Annotated in this window: 17 protein-coding genes; 14 read left to right on the forward strand and 3 right to left on the reverse strand. The window is 52.4% G+C overall.

Going from position 1 to position 20,673, the window contains the following annotated elements; translation table 11 throughout:
- Window positions 1–12: 12 nt before the first annotated feature.
- From uca to AC6ESO_RS03630, 3 genes are all read left to right on the forward strand, one after another.
- On the forward strand, window positions 13–3,663 hold the full coding sequence (gene uca / locus AC6ESO_RS03620; protein ID WP_497090484.1) for an urea carboxylase: 3,651 nt from the start codon (window positions 13–15) through the stop codon (window positions 3,661–3,663).
- Window positions 3,660–5,456 carry an allophanate hydrolase gene (atzF, locus tag AC6ESO_RS03625; RefSeq protein WP_497090178.1) on the forward strand — a complete coding sequence of 599 codons (1,797 nt, stop codon included), beginning with the start codon at window positions 3,660–3,662 and terminating at the stop codon, window positions 5,454–5,456. Before uca ends, atzF begins: the two co-directional genes overlap by 4 nt.
- Window positions 5,457–5,609: 153 nt before the next feature.
- Entirely contained in the window at window positions 5,610–6,200 is a 591-nt protein-coding gene (locus tag AC6ESO_RS03630) for a hypothetical protein (protein WP_497090179.1), read from the forward strand.
- A gap of 32 nt (window positions 6,201–6,232) precedes the next feature.
- Here the strand turns inward: AC6ESO_RS03630 and AC6ESO_RS03635 are convergent, their stop codons facing one another.
- Window positions 6,233–6,877, reverse strand: coding sequence for a biotin transporter BioY (locus tag AC6ESO_RS03635; protein WP_497090180.1), 645 nt, complete (start codon window positions 6,875–6,877; stop codon window positions 6,233–6,235).
- A 96-nt stretch (window positions 6,878–6,973) separates the two neighbouring features.
- Here AC6ESO_RS03635 and AC6ESO_RS03640 point away from each other — a divergent pair, with 96 nt between their 5' ends.
- The 4 genes from AC6ESO_RS03640 to AC6ESO_RS03655 all read left to right on the forward strand — a co-directional run bounded on the left by AC6ESO_RS03640 (window position 6,974) and on the right by AC6ESO_RS03655 (window position 11,356).
- Window positions 6,974–7,831, forward strand: coding sequence for an ATP-binding cassette domain-containing protein (locus AC6ESO_RS03640; RefSeq protein WP_497090181.1), 858 nt, complete (start codon window positions 6,974–6,976; stop codon window positions 7,829–7,831).
- On the forward strand, window positions 7,828–9,510 hold the full coding sequence (locus tag AC6ESO_RS03645) for an ATP-binding cassette domain-containing protein (RefSeq protein ID WP_497090182.1): 1,683 nt from the start codon (window positions 7,828–7,830) through the stop codon (window positions 9,508–9,510). Before AC6ESO_RS03640 ends, AC6ESO_RS03645 begins: the two co-directional genes overlap by 4 nt.
- A 66-nt stretch (window positions 9,511–9,576) precedes the next feature.
- On the forward strand, window positions 9,577–10,641 hold the full coding sequence (locus tag AC6ESO_RS03650; RefSeq protein ID WP_497090183.1) for a M42 family metallopeptidase: 1,065 nt from the start codon (window positions 9,577–9,579) through the stop codon (window positions 10,639–10,641).
- Window positions 10,642–10,720: 79 nt separating this feature from the next.
- Window positions 10,721–11,356 (forward strand): hypothetical protein, encoded by a 636-nt coding sequence (locus tag AC6ESO_RS03655; protein WP_494817406.1) that lies wholly within the window; start codon window positions 10,721–10,723, stop codon window positions 11,354–11,356.
- A gap of 427 nt (window positions 11,357–11,783) precedes the next feature.
- Here AC6ESO_RS03655 and AC6ESO_RS03660 read toward each other — a convergent pair whose 3' ends face one another.
- Complete coding sequence (locus AC6ESO_RS03660) at window positions 11,784–12,707, reverse strand: DMT family transporter (protein ID WP_497090184.1); 924 nt, start codon at window positions 12,705–12,707, stop codon at window positions 11,784–11,786.
- Between the two features lie 257 nt (window positions 12,708–12,964).
- Here AC6ESO_RS03660 and AC6ESO_RS03665 point away from each other — a divergent pair, with 257 nt between their 5' ends.
- The 7 genes from AC6ESO_RS03665 to AC6ESO_RS03695 all read left to right on the forward strand — a co-directional run bounded on the left by AC6ESO_RS03665 (window position 12,965) and on the right by AC6ESO_RS03695 (window position 18,240).
- Window positions 12,965–13,111, forward strand: a complete 147-nt coding sequence (locus AC6ESO_RS03665; RefSeq protein ID WP_497090185.1) for a hypothetical protein — start codon at window positions 12,965–12,967, stop codon at window positions 13,109–13,111.
- 187 nt (window positions 13,112–13,298) lie between these two features.
- Window positions 13,299–13,721, forward strand: a complete 423-nt coding sequence (locus AC6ESO_RS03670; RefSeq protein WP_497090186.1) for an SRPBCC family protein — start codon at window positions 13,299–13,301, stop codon at window positions 13,719–13,721.
- 1 nt (window position 13,722) lies between these two features.
- Window positions 13,723–14,043 carry an ArsR/SmtB family transcription factor gene (locus AC6ESO_RS03675; RefSeq protein ID WP_475780698.1) on the forward strand — a complete coding sequence of 107 codons (321 nt, stop codon included), beginning with the start codon at window positions 13,723–13,725 and terminating at the stop codon, window positions 14,041–14,043.
- Between the two features lie 126 nt (window positions 14,044–14,169).
- Complete coding sequence (locus tag AC6ESO_RS03680) at window positions 14,170–14,988, forward strand: MBL fold metallo-hydrolase (RefSeq protein ID WP_497090187.1); 819 nt, start codon at window positions 14,170–14,172, stop codon at window positions 14,986–14,988.
- A gap of 227 nt (window positions 14,989–15,215) precedes the next feature.
- On the forward strand, window positions 15,216–16,367 hold the full coding sequence (locus AC6ESO_RS03685; RefSeq protein WP_497090188.1) for an MGDG synthase family glycosyltransferase: 1,152 nt from the start codon (window positions 15,216–15,218) through the stop codon (window positions 16,365–16,367).
- 126 nt (window positions 16,368–16,493) lie between these two features.
- A complete protein-coding gene (locus AC6ESO_RS03690) occupies window positions 16,494–17,414 on the forward strand; it encodes an aldo/keto reductase (protein WP_497090485.1) in 921 nt (306 codons plus the stop codon).
- A 322-nt stretch (window positions 17,415–17,736) separates the two neighbouring features.
- A complete protein-coding gene (locus AC6ESO_RS03695) occupies window positions 17,737–18,240 on the forward strand; it encodes an NUDIX hydrolase (RefSeq protein ID WP_497090189.1) in 504 nt (167 codons plus the stop codon).
- A gap of 33 nt (window positions 18,241–18,273) precedes the next feature.
- Here the strand turns inward: AC6ESO_RS03695 and AC6ESO_RS03700 are convergent, their stop codons facing one another.
- Window positions 18,274–20,631, reverse strand: coding sequence for a heavy metal translocating P-type ATPase (locus AC6ESO_RS03700; protein WP_497090190.1), 2,358 nt, complete (start codon window positions 20,629–20,631; stop codon window positions 18,274–18,276).
- Window positions 20,632–20,673: the final 42 nt, after the last annotated feature.

Below are 20,673 nucleotides of genomic sequence, written 5' to 3' on the forward strand. Positions count from 1 at the left end.
AACACCATGTCCATGTTCACTAAAGTTCTCATCGCGAATCGCGGCGCAATCGCTGTTCGAATCGAGCGTACGCTTCGCAAGCTTGGCATCCAATCCGTTGCCGTCTATACACAAGCAGATCAAGACAGTATTCATGTCGATGGCGCGGACGAAGCGGTATTGATCGGTACGGGTCCTGCAAAAGAAAGCTACCTGGATGTGGACCGTATTCTCCAAACCGCAATCGATACCGGCGCGCAGGCGATTCATCCGGGCTATGGATTCTTGAGCGAGAATGCAGCATTCGCTCGTGCGTGCCGTGAGCGTGGCATCGTGTTTATTGGACCTACTCCGGAGCAGATGGAGATGTTCGGTCTGAAGCACTCCGCTCGCGAGATTGCAGAACGCGCCGGTGTACCGATGCTGCCCGGCACAGCGCTCATCTCGGAGCTTGACGAAGCACTCGCGCAGGCAGAAGAGATCGGGTATCCCGTCATTCTGAAGAGTACAGCCGGCGGCGGCGGAATCGGAATGCGGGTTTGCGCGGATGAGAGCGCGCTTGCTGCCGCATTTGACGGTGTTCGTTATTTGGCGGAGACGAACTTTAAGAACGGCGGCATTTTTCTGGAGAAATATATCGCTAGAGCCCGTCACGTAGAAGTGCAAATCTTCGGAAACGGTTTCGGCGAAGTCGTGACCTTGGGTGAACGCGACTGCTCGATTCAGCGCCGTAATCAGAAGGTAATCGAAGAAAGCCCTGCGCCGAATTTGCCTGAGCATGTGCGTCAAGAGATGTTTGCTTCCTCGAAGCGACTTGCCGCAGAGGTTGGCTACCGCAGTGCGGGAACGATTGAATATTTGTACGATCCGGAATCATGCGCGTTTTATTTCTTGGAAGTGAATACCCGTCTGCAAGTGGAACACGGTGTGACCGAAGAAGTACTTGGCCTTGATCTCGTGGAATGGATGGTGCGCGAAGCCGCGAACGAACTGACGGGGCTGGAATCCATGATCAAACCGGCTGTTGGCCACAGCATTCAAGCGCGTATCTATGCAGAGGATTGCCTGCAGCAATTCCGCCCGAGCGCAGGGAAGCTCGATCAAGTGAAATTCACAGAACATGCGCGTATCGAATCCTGGGTACGCGACGGGATTACAGTCACCACCTTGTACGATCCGATGTTGGCGAAGATCATCGTTCACGGCGACGACCGGATGGATGCCATCGCAAAGCTGATTCAAGCCATCGATGAGACGCGCCTCTACGGGGTCACGACAAATCTGCAATATGTCAAAGCGCTGCTTAGCCATGAAGATTGCTTGAGCGGCAATGTGTATACACAGCTTCTGAATACGTTCGAGCCGGCTGAGCTTGCTCTTGAAGTCATAGATGGCGGAGTGCAAACGACGGTGCAGGATTGGCCGGGGCGTACGGGGTACTGGGATGTCGGCGTTCCGCCTTGCGGTCCGATGGATCCGCTCTCGTTCCGCATGGGGAATAAGCTGCTTGGCAATGCGGATGACGCAGCCGGACTTGAGCTGACCCTTCGCGGCGGCGCTTATAAGTTCCGCGATGAGATGTGGATTTGTTTGACCGGTGCCGATATGGAAGCCGTGCTGGATGAAGTGGCTGTACCGTTGTACCAGCCGATTCTAGCCCGTAAAGGTCAAGTACTGAGCTACGGCGAAGCAAAAGCAGGCATGAGGGGCTATTTGCTCGTTGCCGGCGGGTTCGATATGCCGCGCATGCTGGGCAGTTCCGCGACGTTTACGCTTGGCAACTTCGGTGGTCACGGCGGACGTGCGCTTCGCGCAGGGGATGTGCTTGGTGTCAATCGCAGCGAGCAGCAAGTACTGCCGACCGGAACGGCTGTGAACTTGCAGGAATGGGACTTACCGACAATGACTCGCACATGGACCATCGGCGTTATTCCGGGACCGCACTGTACATCCGAGTATTTGCTGCCTACTTATCTTAAGGAGCTGGCAGAAACAAGCTTCGAAGTCCATTTTAACAGCTCGCGTACCGGTGTCCGACTCATCGGTCCTGCCCCTCATTGGGCAAGGGAGGATGGCGGTCAAGCCGGCCTGCATCCATCCAATATCCACGACAATGCCTATGCGGTTGGGACGCTGGACTTAACGGGGGATATGCCGATTCTGCTCGGGCCTGACGGTCCAAGCTTGGGAGGCTTCGTATGTCCGGTGACGACAGCGTCGGCGGAATTCTGGAAGCTGGGCCAGCTGCATCCCGGCGATCGCGTTCGTTTCCGGCTGCTGTCGCTGGATGAGGCTGACCGTCTGCGCAAGGAACAAGAAGGCAATCTGGAAGCGATCGGGCATGGAGAATGGGATCAGCTTATACCGCTTGGCTTACCGTTGGAAGAGTCCGTATTATCGCCGGAGTATCCGCTATTGAAGCAAGAATCGGCGAATCGCAGGTTCCCGATTACGATTCGCTGCAGCGGGGACGAGAATATTTTGGTGGAGTACGGGGAGATGGAGCTGGACTTGCTGCTTCGTTTCCAGGTGCATGCACTCATGCAGGCTATTCGGGAAACCGGCGCGATTCCGGTGCAGGATTTGACGCCGGGCATTCGCTCGCTTCAGGTGCATATTGATCCGAAACGGACCACCGTGCGAGAAGCGTGCGAGCGTATTCTTGAATTGGATTCCAGCCTGCCGCCGCTAGAAACGATCGAGGTTCCTTCACGAATTGTTCGTTTGCCGCTCTCTTGGGATGATCCTGCTACGCAGCTGGCGATTGAGCGCTATCAACAAAATGTCCGCCCGGACGCGCCTTGGTGCCCGAGCAACTTGGAATTTATACGCCGCATCAATGGCCTTGGCGATCTGGATGAAGTGTTTAAAGTCGTGCATGAGGCGAATTATCTGGTGCTGGGACTTGGCGATGTTTACCTTGGCGCGCCTGTTGCGACGCCGATCGATCCGCGTCATCGTCTTGTCACTACCAAATACAATCCGGCTCGTACATGGACACCGGAGAATGCGGTTGGCATCGGCGGCGCCTATATGTGCGTATACGGGATGGAAGGTCCGGGCGGTTACCAGTTCGTCGGCCGTACGATTCAAATGTGGAATTTGAACCGTCAGACGGAGAGCTTCCTGCCGGGCAAGCCGTGGCTGCTTCGATTCTTTGACCAAATCCAATTCTACCCGGTAACGGCAGATCAGCTTCTGCGTCTTCGCGAAGATTTCACCCGCGGACGTTTCGAGACGGATATTACGGAAACGACGTTCAAGCTAAGCGATTATCTGGCATTCCTGGACGAGATCAAGGAGAGCACGGATGCATTTCAATCGATGCAGCAAGCGGCTTTCCAAGCCGAGCGTGAGAACTGGAAGGCGCTTGGACTCGCCGAATTTATTTCGGAGCATGATGCGGTTAAGGAAGCGCCGGAGGATGAACTGCCTGAAGGGACAATCGCGGTTCGCTGCACGATGCCCGGCAGTGTTTGGAAGGTGCTCGTGAATCCGGGTCAAGAGGTGAAGAAAGGCGAAACGCTGATCATCGAGGAGAGCATGAAGATGGAGTTTACTCAGACCGCGCCATGCGACGGGTATGTGTCATCGATCTTCGTCAAACCTGGAGATGAAGTGCATACGGGGCAGCTGATTGTAGGGCTCGTGAAGGAAAGGGAAAGAGAGGCGCTGCGCATATGAGCACGATCGAATGGCCAATTAAACTGACCGCACAATGGCTCAGAGACCAATATACCGCTAAGCTACTGAAGCCTGCTGATGTGATAGCTGAAGTGATCCGCCGAGCTGAGGCGGACGCGGAGATGAATATATGGATTACACCGCCTTCCATGGCGTTTATCGCGCCTTACCTTGAGCGGTTGAATTCGCTGAGTCCGGAGAGCTCGCCGTTATGGGGCATCCCATTCGCCGTCAAAGACAATATTGATCTGGCCGGCGTACCGACGACAGCCGCTTGCGCGGAATACAGCTATACGCCTAGCGCCAGCGCTATCGTCGTACAGCGACTCGTAAATGCCGGAGCCATACCGATCGGCAAAACCAACCTGGATCAGTTCGCAACCGGACTCGTCGGCACGCGAAGCCCTTACGGCGAAACGCAAAATGCGCTGCGAAGCGAGCTCATTAGCGGCGGCTCCAGCTCCGGTTCGGCCGTGTCCGTGGCGCGCGGGCAAGCGGTATTCGCGCTTGGCACGGACACGGCCGGCTCCGGGCGTGTTCCGGCGGCGCTGAACGGCTTGGTCGGCTATAAGCCGAGCCTAGGCGCCTGGCCGACGAAAGGCGTTGTCCCGGCATGTGCGAGCCTGGACTGCGTCACCGTATTCGCGCATAACCTTGACGATGCGCTGGCTGTCGACTTGTTTGCCCGCGGCTTGGAACAAACAGACCCGTGGTCCCGCGCGATTGCGCATCCAACGGGAGATAAGCTTCCATCGTCCGTTTGTTTGCCTTCGGAGACGCCGACATTCTATGGACCATTCGCGGATCAATATGCGAAAGCTTGGGCGAAGGCCGTCGGCGTAGTCGAAGCAATGGGGCTGCCAGTAGCCTATGTGGGGCTTGATCTGTTCGCGGAAGCTGCGGCTATCCTATACGGCGGACCCTGGGTAGCGGAAAGATGGGCTGATCTGGGTCCGTTCATCGAGAGCCATCCCGGAACCGCGTTTCCCGTAACGGAGCAGGTACTTCGTACCGGCGCATCGCCGGACTATACCGCGGCAGCGGTCTTCCAAGCTGCGCATAAGCTGCAAGCATTCAAGCTGGAAGCGAGGCGGCTGTTGAAGGACGCCATCCTATTCCTTCCGACATGCGGCGGAACCTGGACACGTGATGAGGTGCGAGCGAATCCGATCAGCGCGAACAGCGATATGGGTCGGTATACGAATCATTGTAATTTACTTGATCTGTGCGCCGTTGCGGTTCAGGCCGGAGAAGCCGGTACGGATTTGCCGTTTGGCGTGACCTTGTTTGGAACTGCGGAGGATGAATCACTGCTATGCAATGCGGCAAATCGGTTTATCTCCGCCTTTGGCAGCGAGCTGCCGGCAATGCCAGTTCAGCCATCCGTGCCGCTAGCTTCCGTTGAACCTCCGGCAACCACGCTGGTTGCGGTCTGCGGTCTACACATGAGGGGCTTCCCGCTTGAGAAGCAGATGATTGCCTGCGGAGCTGCGTTTGTGCGGGAGGCGGAGAGTGCGGCGAAATATCGGCTTGTGAAGCTGCCAACCACGCCTGCGAAGCCGGGTATGATTAAACAGAAGCAGGGTGGGGCCTCCGTTTCGCTCGAAATCTGGGAAATGCCTGTCGCTTCCTTCGGCGGCTTCACCGCATCCATTCCAGCACCGCTTGGCATCGGCAAGGTTGAGCTGAGCGATGGCACGGAAGTGCCCGGGTTTATTTGCGAAGCTTATGCAGAGCTGGGCGCGGAAGATATTACTGCATATGGATCGTGGCGCAACGCCGTGCTGCAATAGATTTGGTTCATATCGATGTTCGTTCGTAACGCAAGCCGCGTCCTCCAATCAGGAGACCGGCTTGTATTTTTTTATCGTGGCGCTCAATGCGACAGTAGAAGGGCAAACGGAAGGGGGAGTATAATAGGAGGAATGAGATCGGAGTGAAGAAATGTGTTTAAGAAAATAGGGATCCCATTACTTGTGACGCTAGTACTCGTTATCGCTGCCGGTTTCGGTGCTGCCATGTATGTGAAGCCAACCGAGAAGCTGGATTTGCAATTTAATGAAGTGCCGCTCTTGGAACGGGCTTTGTCGATGATTCGGAAGCTGAATACGTCATTTGTGCTCTCAGAGGCGGACATTGATAATATCGGTAAAGCGGCAATTCGGCTAAAACCGGAGTACCAGCCGGGCGTCCTCATTACCGGGGCTAGATTTCATCTGGAAGGGGAGCGTCTTGTCGCGCATTTAAACTTGAAGCTGCGGGATCGATTGCCGGTTGGGATCGTGATCTACTACAAGCTGGAGTGGAACAATCCGAACTTGGTTGCGAAGGTCGATGAAGCGAGGCTGCGCGGGATTACGCTGCCGAAGGGGTATTTTGACGATATCGTCATTCCGTTCGGGTCCCAGCTGCCGGAGCTCTTGCATATTAAAGGCATTGTGATCGATAAAGGAAATGTAGTTGTGACCATACGAAAGCCGACGCTGCGCGAGCTTCGTGTTCTGATTGAACAGAAGTTGAAACGGCAGGTCGGCTGATGGTGAAGCTGAAGTTATATTCGTTTGCGGGTTTAGCGTAGCTTCGGAAGAAGCGGACGCAGCGTGGCGATCAAGAAAGTCGCGGCAATGGCTTTGACCATGTCGCCGAACAGGAACGGGTAGCAGCCGTTAACCATCGCTTTGGCAAACGAATAGTTGGCCTTGTACGCAAGCCACGGTACGCCGCCGACATAAGCGAGGACTACGCTAAAGAGCACTAAGCTTATGAACAGCATCGCATACTGGCTGCGATTGAGTTTGCTCGAACGTGCAAAGATACGGTCGCTTGCCAAACCGATCAGTAGAGCCGAAATAGGGAACATCCATATGTACCCGCCGGTTGCGCCGGTAATTACTGCTAATCCTCCGTTACCATGTAGAAGGGGAAGGCCAAATGCAGTTAGGATGACGACGATGGCGATACTCCAAAAGCCGAACCGAGCTCCAAGCAGACCGCCTGCTAACATGATGGCGAAGGTCTGAAGCGTGATCGGAACCGTTGTGAAACCGAGCGGAATGCTTACGTAACCAAAAGCGATAAAGAGTGCGGCGAACAGGGCGGTAAATACAATGCCGCGAATCCAGTAGGTGACGGCGGATTGTCCGCTGTCTGAAATCGGAGCGAGTACAGCAGAAGATGAGTTTGAGTTTGAAGTGGATTTTGAAGTCGTTTCCATTGAAAATTCTCCTCTCTAATGTTAACCTTGTTATCGTAAGTTGGTTAACAATTGAAATCATAACATGGGTTAATCCGTTTGGGAAGAGGGATTTTCATGAGTCATTCTACATACGCTGAACGTCTGATCTTAAAGGATGTCTCTATAGATCGGCTGCTCGATAACGGGGATAGCAGCCCGCGTTTACTTCAAATTGATTTTGAATTGGCGCCTGGCGAATGGGTGAATTTAGCCGGAGTGAACGGGAGCGGGAAATCCTCGCTAGCCCGATTACTCGCAGGGTTAACAATAGAAGGCGTGCAAGGGACATGGAGTCGCGGTTTTGCGGGAAATCGGCCTTCGCCTTATGTCATGCAGCAGCCGGATGCACAATTATTCGCGGAGACACCGCGTGAGGAAATTCGATTTGCGCTGGAATGGCGCGGCATGCTTCCTCATGAAATTATGCAGCAGACGGAAGAAATACTCACCTTCACAGGACTCTCCGCAATTGGGGATACCCCCTGGAACCGTCTGTCCGGCGGTCAGAGACAGCTGGCTGCCGTAGCCGCTGCATCGGCAGGCGAGACGGCGCTTCTCGTATTCGACGAAGCGACCTCCATGCTCGATGAGCAATCGATGGTGCTCGTGCATGGATTAGCTAAGAAGCTTCATCAGCGCGGCACGGCGATTGTGTGGGTTACGCAGCGTTTGCAAGAAATCGAATCGACTGCGCGGGTTGTTGCATTAATGGATGGCAGTATCGTTTTTGACGGAAAAGGCGGGGAGTTCCTGTACGGATCAGCTGCACAAGTCGAGCAAGGGCCGACGCCATGCCAGACATGCGGACTTCGTTTACCCTACTTATCTACCTTAGCGCTAGAGCTTGGAAGACTCGGAAAGCTGCAGCCTCCCTATCCGGAAACACCGGAAGAATGGGATCAGGCGCTTGCTCGAATCGGGGCGGTGCTATGATGACCTTGCATATAGTTGGTTTGAAGCATGTGCCGATAGGGGTACATAATGAGATGGCCGTCATGCAAGAGCATGAACTGCGATTGGAACAAGGATCCATCACGATCATCATTGGCGCCAATGGCGTCGGGAAAACCAGATTAATGGAAACCATCGCCGGCCTTACGAAGTCCGAAGGCATCTCCGTTTCGTATGGCTCGAATTCGTTGTGGACGGAGCGACGCTCGCGCGTAGGGCGAAAGAAAATAGTGCGCAATCGAGAAGCCATGCTCGCTTATAGTTATTCGTGCCAATCGCCGGAAGAACAATTGTTTGCGCGGACGGTGCGAGATGAGCTGCAGTATGTGATGCGTCCCTATCCTCTCGATGATGAAGAATGTACACGCAGAGCGAGTGAAGCGTTGGCCGCAGTCGGCTGGGACGAGTCGTGGTTGGATCGCGATCCTTACTTCATGAGCGGCGGCGAGCGGCGGCGGACGGCATTAGCCTGCTTATTCGCGCCTCCGGCTTCATGGCTGCTGCTGGATGAACCGACTGCCGGATTGGATGCCGCCGGCCATGAGCGGCTTGGCACGCAGCTTAAACAGCATGCAGAAGGCGGCAAAGGCGTGATTCTCATTTCGCACGAGAGTGACTGGGCGTTGCAGCTCGCTACCGCGGTAATTATCATGCACACGAATGGGAGCGTGCGGCATTGCAGCAGGGAAGAACTGCTCGCGAATCCCCATTGGCTGGAGCAAGCGGGCATGGAGATTCCGGCATGGCTGCGTGTTGCCCACCGGTTAGCTTGTCTTGGCGTTCCGCACACGCAAGTTTGGGAGCCTGCGCGTTTGGCGCAAGAAGCAGCACAAATCGTGAAGCCGAACGTCAAGGTGCTGCGCCTAAGCAAACCGATGACTGTGCGTGATAACAGAGCAGCGTTTGCTTTGCGAGACTCTGACAGGCATTCATCGCCATTATCATTATTCGATCCCAGATCGGTTTGGCTTACGTATATTCTTATTTCTGCCGCGATCCTCTTTCAATCCACCTGGTCCGGTTTAGGTGCTATGGCCGTGGTAGTTGCAGCTGCCATCTATCTCGGTAAAATCCCGCTGAGACGCTGGCGCAGCGCGATAATAGCACTGACTATCTTCACGTTCTCAGTCGCGCTTATCGCCGGACTCGGACCGCAGGAAGGGGGCGGCTTCTGGCGTACTGAAGCTGCACTCGTATCGCTGCAATCCCTCCTTCGACCGCTCCTTGCGATGCTGCTGGGCTTCGGCTTGCCGCTTGCAGTAACTCCGCTTCGGCTGCGAAGGTCCTTGGAGCAGCTGCTTTCAAAAGCAGGAAAAGTGCCGCTCTGGTGCACGAAGGTCATATTAACGATTACACTTCTGCTTCGATTTATACCGGTGCTCCTATCGGAATGGGAACGTTTCGCACGTATCGCAACAGCGCGAGGTAAACAAACGCAGCGTTCTGCGCGGGGATCGCTCAAGCGGCTGCAAGAAACGTCCGTCCCGTTCATGCTGACCTTGTTCCGGCTAGGTGAACAAGTTTCCGACGCCCTCGAGAGCAGAGGCGTTGGTAAGGAAAGGCAGCCGACATTGTTGATAACGGAGCATTGGAAGGGCCGCGACACCGTTCTGGCAGTGACCGGAGCAGCCATTCTGGTCATTTTCTGGATGTGGCAATAGGCATTTGGCTCCGAATCGGCTATGATAGAACAAGTGTTAACTTTTGAAAGGAGTGTCTGGCAAGCTATGACTGAACCGCTTCAACCTCAGCTCGATCGAGCTTACATTCACCGCCTGCTGGAGCTACTACTGACAACACCGAGCCCTAGCGGATTTTGCATGACGATTATGCGCATTATTCAAGAAGAAGCAGCCAAGCTGGGTTATGCGCTGGAGCTGACCCCTAAAGGCAACGGCATTATAACGATACCAGGTTCAGACCCTCAAGATAACGAGGTTATCGCCATTACAGCCCACGTCGATACATTGGGTGCAATGGTAAGGTCCATTAAGCCGTCCGGAACGCTCCGGTTCACTCCGATTGGCGGCTATTCGATGCATACGGTAGAGAGTGAATACTGTCTGATTCATACGCGGGATGGCCGTACGTATGATGGCACGGTGCTGACGACGAAGCCATCCGTTCATGTGTTCTCCGATGTTCGGGATTTGAAACGCGATGAAGCCAATATGGAAATCCGCATCGACGAGCTTGTGAAGTCCAAGGATGATGTTCAGAAGCTGGGCATTGCTCCAGGCGATATTATCAGCTGGGATGCGCGTACGAAATTCTTCGATAATGGATTAATAAAATCACGCCATTTGGATGACAAGGCAAGTGTCGCCGCAGTATTCGGGCTGCTGGAATGGCTGAAGCGCGAAGGCAAATCACCGCTTCGTATGGTTAAGATCATAATTTCGACGTATGAAGAGGTAGGTCATGGCAGCTCGAATATCCCTGCGGATATTACGGAAATGATTGCCGTGGATATGGGGGCGATCGGCGATGATCTCTCGACAACGGAGCGCGATGTGTCCATCTGTGCGAAGGATTCATCCGGACCGTATGATTATCTCATGACTTCGAAACTCATTGAGCTTGCTGGGCGGGAGAAGATTCCATATGCGATTGATATTTATCCGCATTATGGCTCCGATGCTTCGGCTGCACTGCGCGGCGGAAGCAATATCAAAGCAGCGTTAATCGGACCCGGCGTTCATGCGTCTCATAGTATGGAGCGCACACATAGCGATGCTGTATTGAACACAGCGGCACTGCTGTTAGCCTATTTATTGGAGCCTCGTTCATAATTAGAGGATGCAATAGGAAAAATTACGAGTAGACAATTAGGAAACGAACATTATATGATGAATGATGGGTGAATTGACAATGACAACGAATAATGTATCTAATCCAAACGATACGCAAGAGCAAGCGGCAGGTATTCCTGAAGAAGAAATTCAACGTTTGATTCAAGCGCTTCACGAGAACGCGCTAAGAGCGCTTCGTTTTAAATTCGAAGAAGATCAGGTTGACGGACAAGTATTGAACCATGAAGTGTATGGGCCGATCTTCACATACAAAATCGAAGTGAAAGACGGACATAAGTATGCCTGCGGCTTCTTCATGCGCGAGCTGCTGAACACGTTCCAAAACAACGAAGATCCGGCGCTCTGGATGTCTTCGTTCTTCCTCGACCTGATGGATGCCGGCGGCGAGCGATTGCTTCCAATGCCTCCACAATCCGAGGATGAGGCGAAAGCGCTGATCGACAACGTCATCGTACCTTACTGTGCGAAGGCTATTCGCGAAGAGTTCCCGGACGAGCAGGTTCACGTGGATCTGGACTTGAACGAACAGCATGGCGCGGTGCTTGAAGCAGGCTTTACGTCCATCTCCGATGGCAACAACGTCTGCGCGCTGCCGCTTCACATGCTGATTGCGCATCACTTGCTGAATCGCGATCCAGCTGAACCGATTATCCAAGGCTTGTACCGTATTCGTGAAGAACACGGCTTGGATTAAGTCTTATTTGTAAAACAAGGCTGTCTCCCTGGTGCATTTATTCACTAGGGAGGCAGCTTTTTGTTTTGCTTAAGTAGCAAATTGGTCCGAAACAACTTTGGCGGCGCATTTCATGGGGGGAGTAACCGAGTATTTGCTCTAACGAATTGTAGAGGCCTTATTTAGGGTGAAAACGCTGCAAAATAATTGTAAAGAATCGTGGAGGCGCTATTTGGCGTAAAAAATGGGGAAAACACTGCTTCGACACCAAATAACGCCTGTACGATTCGTTAGAAATTTCAGAGCCATCATATTGGCGAAATAAGACCACTGTGGTTCGTTAAAGTTTTTAGTGGGAGGGGACTGTGAATTGGTGCTTCGGCAATCATCAACAAAAAAAGGTGTCCTATCTGTCATCGATGATGACGATAGGACACCTTTTAGTCATCTAAGCGCTGAGCGCTTCGTTCTTAACCTCAACCGCGTGCGCTTGCTTCTCCGCTCGCATGTATAAGATGAGTCCGGCGATGACGAAGGCGCCGCCGATGAGCTGGAAGCCTGTGACCATCTCGCGGAAGAGCAGCATGCCGAGCAAGCTGGCTCCGACCGGCTCCGCGAGCACGGACATCGAAATCGTAGTCGGCTTCACGTATTTCAGCAGCCAGTTAAAGATCATATGGCCAAATACAGTTGGGACGATCGCAAGCAGCAGGAACACAATCCACTCCCGGTTTGCGTATCCGGACATCGGCGTGGCTGTGGCCACATTATAAATGGCGAAGCATACCGTTGTGACGCCAAATACGATGAAGCTGTAGAGGAACGATGAGACACGCTTCAGTATTTGTTTGGCGATCAACATGTTCACGGCAACGGCTAAAGCCCCGAAGAAAGACAAGCTATCGCCGAAGAACGCACGCTGCGACAGTGTAATATCTCCGGAACCGATGCTGATGGCTCCGACCAAAGCAACGATCATGCCGATAACCGCAAATTTACGCGGTTTATCCTTGAAGAAGAGAAAGGCGCCAACCATGACGAACACCGGCTCCAGCGCCAAAATAATAGTGGAGCTGGCAATCGAGGTGTAGGTCAGCGATGCCATCCATAGCAGAAAGTGCAGGGCGAGGAAGAAGCCCGCAGCAATTAGAAGCAGCCAGTCTTTTCGCGAGATGGCTTTCATGCCCGGAAGCTGCTTTACGCCAAACGGCAGCATCAGAATAAATGTGAAGAGCATCCGGTACATACCTTGGACGGAAACCGGCGCATTGGAGTACCTCACCAAGATTGGTGCAAATGAGATGGCCAGCATTCCGACGATAAGCGGGAACACGGGGGAAATGGACATTTTGGATGATGACGATGAATTCACAGTGAGGTTCCTTCTTTCTGCTCCGTAATTATGCGCGAAGCGACCTTTCTCATTATGCACACAAAGCCTTGTCCCCGCAAGGGAAAGAGACTATTTGGCAGCTGTATAACCCGGACTGCTTGGACATCGTATTAAACAGCAGAGAATTCGGAATTCGTCAAAATGTGTTCATTTGTGTGTGCGTCGCAGTGCATGCTTTGATGATATGATTTGGATAAGAAGCGGCAGTATAGTACAGAGTAAAGGGGAGACTGGAAATGGGTGTTCCGACAGGGGTATGGATTTCAGCTGCAATTATCGCGATCATCGTGACTTGGATGACAATATGGGTTACTAATAAAGCCTACTCCAGACGCTGGGAAGACCATAATGTAGAGAACGAGCATGGCAAGAAAAACAACTAGATTTGACATGAAAACAATAACCATTCTATAATTGAAGCGAAACCATTTGGTTTCGCTTTTTTCGCGAATAAGCTGCATGAACTTGGAAGTCCATTTCCGACAGATGGTCCGCGCTTCGGTTCCGACACGTCGACAAAGTAATTTCTAAATAATTCGTAACTATCTTTTACACGAGGAGAATGATGGCATGGAAACAGAGAACGTATTGCCGGATATTGTACAGACAGGGATTTTCAACGCGCCGATTCAGAAGGTGTGGGCGGCCATTTCAACAGCGGAAGGTCTTTCCGTCTGGTTCATGCCAAACAATTTGCAAGCGGTCGTCGGCCATGAATTCACGATCGATGCCGGTCCGTTCGGGATGCAGCCATGCCTGGTGAAGGAAGTGGACGAGCCGAACCGGATTTCTTTTGCTTGGGGGAAGGATTGGGTTCTCACGATTACACTGCATACCATTGGCGACAATCAAACCGAGTGCACGCTCATTCACTCCGGTTGGAAAGCCAATTATGTCAATGAACTCGGAATGCCTCATGATGTCGTCCGCGAGCGGATGAAAGGGGGCTGGGTGGGAATCCACCAAGCACTCGGCAAGTATGTAGAGGCTTAATATGGCACTTCCATCAGCGAAGCATGATGTGTTTCAAGCCATCGCCGATCCAACAAGGCGCGAGGTATTGAAGCTGCTGGTCGATCGGGAAATGCCGGTGACGGCGATTACGGGACATTTTCCGATGACACGTACTGCGGTATCGAAGCATCTTCGCATCTTAGCGGAGGCTGGGCTCGTTAAAGAACGTAAAGTCGGCCGCGAAACACGGTACCGACTGGAAACGCAGCCGCTGCAGGAACTCAAGAATTGGCTCAATTATTACGAACGCTTCTGGGAAAATAAAATGTCAGCTCTGCAACGATTCGTTGAGTCTGACTGAGCAAATCAAAGTGACTGAACTGGCGGCAAACCGGTGCAGTCACTTTTTTACTGCTTTTGAAGACGTAAACGCTTCCGAGGCGGTGCATTTTCTGATACGCTAATTCGAGAAGGAGGTCTTTCCAAGATGAACCATAATCAACCGACCGCATCCGAAAATCCGCAAGCTTCCGTCCAATACATTGGACAAGTTGGCGTCATCATTCGCCGTAACGGGTTTCATGTAGCCATTGATCCTTATTTAACGGATTCTGTCGACCGTCTCGCGGGTTATCCGGAAGGGTATTGGACGCGCAGCTATGCACCGCCTGTTCATCCTGCTGAGCTGAAGGATATCGATCTTGTCCTCCTTACGCACGAGCATCAGGATCATCTTGATCCGGAAACGATTGCTGTTATTGCAGAAGTTTCGCCTATGTGCAAATTCGCTGGGCCGCTTGCCTGCCAGCCTCTATTAGCCGATATCGGAATTGCTCCTGATCGACTTATAGCTTTAAAATTCGGCATACCGCTGCATGGGGATTCGGAGCTCATTATTCACCCGATCGCTGCATGGCATGAAGAACGAGAAGTTGACGCTGACGGCTGGGATCGTTATCTGGGCTACATTCTGCAGTGGGATGGCTTCGCGATCTATCATGCCGGGGACACGTTGGTGCAAGAAGAGTTGATCGAGATGCTGCAGCCTTATCGGATCGACATCGGCATGCTGCCGATAAACGGTCGGGATCTTTTTCGCAATCGACTTGGTGTGGTCGGCAATATGAATGCCTATGAAGCGGCGGCTTTAGCCGATGAACTGCATATGGGCGTTATCATCCCGCTCCACTACGACCTCTATCCCAATAATAGCGAAGGTATCGCCGGCTTTATGGATGCGCTGCTAGGCAAGTACAGAGGACAGAAATTCCATCTGTTTCAGCCGGGGGAAACCCGATTCTTTTAACATCTATGAATCCGTTTACAAGTCGTGAAGGAAATCGGAAGCCGGATCCCGAATGAAGAGGAAAGATGCATTTACAAAAATACCAAAGTAAAAAATAGCTCGAAAAGCGCATCAGCACCTTATTTATAACGTATATTGGTGGTACTAGCCAAATTAATTTGGAGTAGTGTGTTCATTCGGTGCAAAGCATCCATTTGCCTTCGAAACGACTTGAGGGGGAGACGTTGATGGAGAAAGGACCGATTCTGATCCTGACCGGCGATTATGGGTCCGGGCATATTCAAGCAGCACATGCGCTCCGGAGGGCACTCGCTGTGCTTCATCCTGAAATCAAAGTAGACATCATGGATTATATGGCAGAAGCACATCCTAGGGTTCATCCTATTAGCAAATATGTTTATTTGAACGGCGTACAAACATTTCCGAAAACCTATGGTTTCTTCTATGGCAAAACACGTCATCATAATCGGTTAACGAGCAGCTTAAAGTTTATGCAGGCATTGGGTCTTGGGAAATTTCTGACGATGCTGCAAACGGTCAAGCCCTCAGTTGTTGTATCCACGTTTCCGCTTGCTGCCGGGGCGATGTCGTTTATGAAAGATAACGGGCTTTATGAAGTCCCAACGGTCACGGTTATTACGGACTTTACGGACCACAGTTACTGGTTGTACCCGGAGACGGATTATTATGTCGTGGGCTCCATTGAGGTTGCACATAGCTTGTCCAAAGTTGGGGTAGAGCCGGAACGGATTTCGGTGACGGGCATTCCCATTCGTCCTGAGTATAACGGGTCTTATGATAAATCAGCCATTTTAGCGGATATCGGACTTGAACCGGAGCGCCCAACTGTCCTGGTTATGGGCGGCGGCAATGGCATGATGGGGCAGGAAATCGGGGAAGCGTTATGCCTGGCCTTGGCCCGAAAAGAACTCAACGCGCAAATGATCTTTGTTTGCGGACATAATGACAAACTCAGGCTTCAGCTTACAAGGCTGAAATTTGCGCATAAGCTCCCGATTGTCGTGACGGGCTTTACGGATCGGGTACCGGAGTTGATGGCAGCAGCCGATCTACTCCTTACTAAATCAGGGGGACTCACCTCTTCCGAGGCGCTCGCTGTCGGTTTGCCTATGCTGATCTATAAACCACTCCCTGGGCAAGAGATTGATAATGCCAACTTCTTGCGTAATTGCGGCGCGGCGATACACATCGAAGACGATACCGAACTCTTGTCTACGATGCGCATGCTGCTGAAATCGCCGGCTCGGCTGGATACGATGCGCAGACAGGCGAAAAAAGCGAGCAAGCCGTATTCCGCTGAAGCGGCTGCCGGGCTAGTCGCGGAGCTTATCGCACAATCAAATAAACAAACCGTCTAACAGGGAGGCTGTGCGGTGCGATTTGATTCACGCCGCTCTATGTGTTAGAACAGTAATGATGGAGTGGATGATTCTGATCTGCTCGTGAATTCGAATGGGAAAACGGAGGCGAAACGTAGCATGAGCATGCAATATCGCAGACTTGGCAAAACCGATTTGAACGTATCGGTGATTGGACTTGGCACTTGGCAGTTTGGCGGCGAATGGGGACAGTCGTTTACGCAGGCTGAAGCGGATGCGATTCTGGACCGCGGTGCAGAGCTTGGCATTAACCTGATCGATACAGCGGAATGTTATGGCGACCATTTATCAGAAGCACTTATCGGTGATTATCTTTCCCGCCGCAAACGGGAGGATTGGATTGTTGCGACGAAGTTCGGCCATCATTTCCATGAGCGTTTCACGCGCACGGATGATTTCTCGGCGGCAGACGTCATCAGACAGCTTGATGCTTCACTGTCCGCGCTGAAGACGGATTACGTGGACTTGTACCAATTCCATTCCGGACCGGATGCGGTATTCGATAACGACGAGCTGTGGACCGTGCTGGACAAGCAGGTGCAAGCCGGCAAAATCAGACACCTCGGCACATCAATCGGCAGCAACCGCAATGCGCATCAGGTTGATGCGTCCACGAAGGTTGGTTCTAAGGTGATTCAAGTGGTCTACAATCGCCTTGATCAAGCGCCGGAAGAGGAAGTTTTCCCTTCCTGCTTGAGACAGGACCTCGGCGTTCTGGCCCGCGTGCCGCTCGCTAGCGGATATCTCAGCGGCAAGTACAAACCGGATGCGGTGTTCGATGTGACTGATGTGCGTCATCGCCATGACCGCGAGAGCACGGTGCAGAAGCTGCAGGAAGTGCAGCGCATCGCGGCTGAGGAAGTGCCGGCAGGCGTCGATATGGCGGCATGGGCGCTCGCATGGTGCCTGAAGAACCCGGCGGTGACTGCCGTTATTCCAGGCTGCAAGAGCCCGGCGCAGGTCGATTCCAACGCAAGCGTCGTCGCGCTGCTGGAATCAGGCCATCCGCAGGATGTGCAGAAGTAGCGTTTGTAAGGTGGAGGTTGAACAGGAGGTTCCTGTTCGACCTTTTTTTGTTTGGGGGCTGAAAAGCCGGAAGCCTGTAAGGCAATTGGGTGCTTTAGGGTCGGATAATCGGATTCTCAGCGGAGTACTAGGGACTATCGATCGCAAGAAGGTGCTGAGCGTTTTAGTTTTAGGGCTATAAGCGGTATATCCGCTTATAGCCAGCCAATTGGTGATACGCAGACGCTGTGGATGTTGTAGTTTGAATACAGAATTCCAGCCAAAGACCGGATTCCATGCTAAACTAATCATAATGATCAGCTCATTCATGTGGAGGCAAGGGATGTACAAGTATACGATTTGTTTTATCGAACAAGGGGATAAGCTGCTCCTATTGAATCGGGATCGTCCACCGGCGATGGGGCTGTGGAATGGTGTGGGTGGGAAGCTTGAAGCGGGGGAGTCTCCGTTCGAAGGTGTGGAAAGGGAAGTCATCGAAGAGACAGGGCTCCGTCTCACGGACTTTCGGAATTGCGGAATCGTGACTTGGCGAGTGGATCGCGTAGATATCGGCGGCATGTATGTGTTCCGCGCATCAGTACCAGAGCATGTCAAGCTGAGCACTCCGCTGAGAATTGACGAGGGCCTGTTGGAGTGGAAGGAAAAGTCGTGGGTGCTGGACAAAGGCAACTATGGGATGGGCATCATTATACCAAGATATTTGCCGGCTGTTTTGTCCGACGAAGCATGCTACGAGCATCGGTGTATCATCGATAATAATCAATTAACCGCATATGAAGCTGTACCGATATCTTTAGATGTGGCTGCTTTACAAGTTAACATTTAGACTCTAATGACATGACAAAAAACTGAGAAACGGTTACCCGTGTCTCAGTTTTTTTGATGGTACTACAGGTGGTTTGTTCACGTCGATGAGAATCGTGAGACTGACAAGGGTGACGAAGATCGTTGCTCCCATATCGGATAAGATAGCGATCCATAAGGTCAGCCAGCCCGGAATGGTGAGCAGCAGAGCGATTAGTTTCAGTCCGAGCGCGCAGGAGATGTTGAAGAAAATTACGCGGTTCATGCGTTTGGCTACTCTTATCGCATCCGGCAGTTTTCCGAGGTGATCCTGCATCAGTACAATATCGGCGGTTTCAATGGCACTGTCCGTTCCTTTGCCCATCGCAATCCCCAGGTTTGCGAAGGCTAAAGCAGGAGCATCATTGATGCCGTCGCCGATCATCGCGACGCGGCCGTCTCTTGCGAGTTCTTTGATTTTGTTTACTTTGTCCTCCGGCAGCAGTTCTGCATGGTATTCCGTGACGCCGACGCGCTGCGCTACTTTCTGAGCAGAGACGGCGTGATCACCGGTCAGCATTACGGTACGTTTCATACCGAGGCGATGCAGTGCATCGATGACGGCGGCGCTCTCCTCGCGAATCTCATCTGCGATCCCAAATAACCCAAGCACTTTCGTGTCATCTGCAACGAGCACGACGGTTAGCCCGCGATCTTTAAGCTGCCTCAAATGTTCGCGCACGTCCGATTGCAGAACCAAATGCGCGAGGCTATGTTCATTCCCGAGCCAATAGGTTTGCCCGGCAATGACAGCCTTCACGCCGCGTCCCGGTAAAGCCTCGATATCTTCTGCGTTCAGCAGCTCAGCTCCATGCTCCGTTACGGCTTTCATAATCGCTCTGGCTAACGGGTGTGAGGAGCTGCGTTCGATCGTGCCCGCAATCGTCAAGAAGCGTTCTTCTTCATATACGACTGTTTCCTCTACGAACGGAACTCCTTTCGTGAGCGTACCTGTTTTGTCGAACGCTAGGGTGTTGATCTTGCCAAGCTGCTCGAGGTATACGCCTCCTTTTACAAGAATCCCGTTTCGAGCATTTCTGGTAATACCCGAGATAATCGCGATGGGGGAGGAGAGAATGAGCGCGCATGGACAACCGACAATGAGGACGGCCAACCCTTGATAGAGCCATTTACTCCATGATCCATCCAACAATAGCGGCGGCACCAAAATAACAACTGCAGCAATGATCATAATGATCGGCGTGTAGATACGTGAGAAACGGTTGATGAACAGCTCCGTCGGCGTCTTCGTTTCTTGCGCTTCCGCGACCAAATGCAAAATCTTCGCTAATGACGAGTCGTTATAGGCTTTCTCGATTTCAATATGAAGCACACCTTCGTTATTCAAGCTGCCCCCAAAAACTTGATCCCCGATGGTTTTATCTACTGGAAGCGATTCGCCTGTTATGGCCGCCTCACTAACGGAGCTTCGACCGCTCGCGACTTTCCCGTCCGATGGGATTTGAGAGCCCGGCTTTACTATAACAAGATCGCCCTTGCGAAGTGAAGAGATAGGCACAAGCTTCTCAGTTCCGTTAACCAGCGTCCAAGCATCCTTCGGCGCGGATTCCAGCAAAGCAGACATCGATCGTCGCGCCTTCTCCATGCCGAAGCCTTCCAGCCACTCGTTGATGCCGAAGAGGAGCGAAACGAAGGCTGCTTCCTTCCATTCCTGTATGCCAATCGCGCCAATCAGCGCAATAGTCATTAATGTATCGATATTGAAACGTAGTTTGATTAGGTTTCTTAGACCGCGCATGAACGTTGTGTAGCCGCTCAGAACGATGGATAGGAGATAAAGGGAAACGATAAGTCCGGACATCCAATACTCTTGCGCAAAAAAAGCAACGCCATACAGCACGGTCGCCGCGATGAGGCCTTTGTTTTCGAGCAAACTGCCACTATGTGCATGTGAGTGGCCGTGTCCTTCATGACCGTGGCTATGGTTGTGATTATGACCTTCGTGCTGAACATGCCGACGTGAACTTCCGTTTCCATGGTCATGTTTGTGATCGTGACTATGTCCGTGACCGTGCTCATGTTCATGTTCATGTTCATGCTCGTGGCTATGTCCATGCTGGTGCCCATGTTCATCCGCGTGTCCATGTCCGGCTATATGATTGTGCCCATGTCCATGTTCATCTGAATGCCCATGCCCCACATGCGTTGTCGCGCCAGCTTCGTGTACGATGAAGGCATCCTCTTCTTTAAGCAGCTTCTCCACGGCTTGCAGCGAAACGAGCGGAGGGAGCTTCAGCTTGCCGGATGTATAGCTCAGAGCGGCTTCCTGGCCGTGCTCCAGCTTACGAATCTGCCGTTCGAGCTCCAATGTACAACTCACACACGAGAGTCCTTTTACGCGATATTCATTCATAGCGACAACCCTCTCTGCACCCTCGATTTATGATATCTTGCC

This window comes from Paenibacillus rhizoryzae (assembly GCF_059686995.1).

Excerpts from the sequence above, each read along its gene's own strand:
- AC6ESO_RS03665 (WP_497090185.1), top strand. The coding sequence starts at position 12,965 with ATGGGTGTTCCGACAGGGGTATGGATTTCAGCTGCAATTATCGCGATC.
- AC6ESO_RS03695 (WP_497090189.1), top strand. The coding sequence starts at position 17,737 with ATGTACAAGTATACGATTTGTTTTATCGAACAAGGGGATAAGCTGCTC.
- AC6ESO_RS03685 (WP_497090188.1), top strand. The coding sequence starts at position 15,216 with ATGGAGAAAGGACCGATTCTGATCCTGACCGGCGATTATGGGTCCGGG.
- AC6ESO_RS03670 (WP_497090186.1), top strand. The coding sequence starts at position 13,299 with ATGGAAACAGAGAACGTATTGCCGGATATTGTACAGACAGGGATTTTC.
- atzF (WP_497090178.1), top strand. The coding sequence starts at position 3,660 with ATGAGCACGATCGAATGGCCAATTAAACTGACCGCACAATGGCTCAGA.
- AC6ESO_RS03655 (WP_494817406.1), top strand. The coding sequence starts at position 10,721 with ATGACAACGAATAATGTATCTAATCCAAACGATACGCAAGAGCAAGCG.
- AC6ESO_RS03690 (WP_497090485.1), top strand. The coding sequence starts at position 16,494 with ATGCAATATCGCAGACTTGGCAAAACCGATTTGAACGTATCGGTGATT.
- AC6ESO_RS03675 (WP_475780698.1), top strand. The coding sequence starts at position 13,723 with ATGGCACTTCCATCAGCGAAGCATGATGTGTTTCAAGCCATCGCCGAT.
- AC6ESO_RS03645 (WP_497090182.1), top strand. The coding sequence starts at position 7,828 with ATGATGACCTTGCATATAGTTGGTTTGAAGCATGTGCCGATAGGGGTA.
- AC6ESO_RS03650 (WP_497090183.1), top strand. The coding sequence starts at position 9,577 with ATGACTGAACCGCTTCAACCTCAGCTCGATCGAGCTTACATTCACCGC.
- AC6ESO_RS03635 (WP_497090180.1), bottom strand. The coding sequence starts at position 6,877 with ATGGAAACGACTTCAAAATCCACTTCAAACTCAAACTCATCTTCTGCT.
- uca (WP_497090484.1), top strand. The coding sequence starts at position 13 with ATGTTCACTAAAGTTCTCATCGCGAATCGCGGCGCAATCGCTGTTCGA.
- AC6ESO_RS03700 (WP_497090190.1), bottom strand. The coding sequence starts at position 20,631 with ATGAATGAATATCGCGTAAAAGGACTCTCGTGTGTGAGTTGTACATTG.
- AC6ESO_RS03640 (WP_497090181.1), top strand. The coding sequence starts at position 6,974 with ATGAGTCATTCTACATACGCTGAACGTCTGATCTTAAAGGATGTCTCT.
- AC6ESO_RS03680 (WP_497090187.1), top strand. The coding sequence starts at position 14,170 with ATGAACCATAATCAACCGACCGCATCCGAAAATCCGCAAGCTTCCGTC.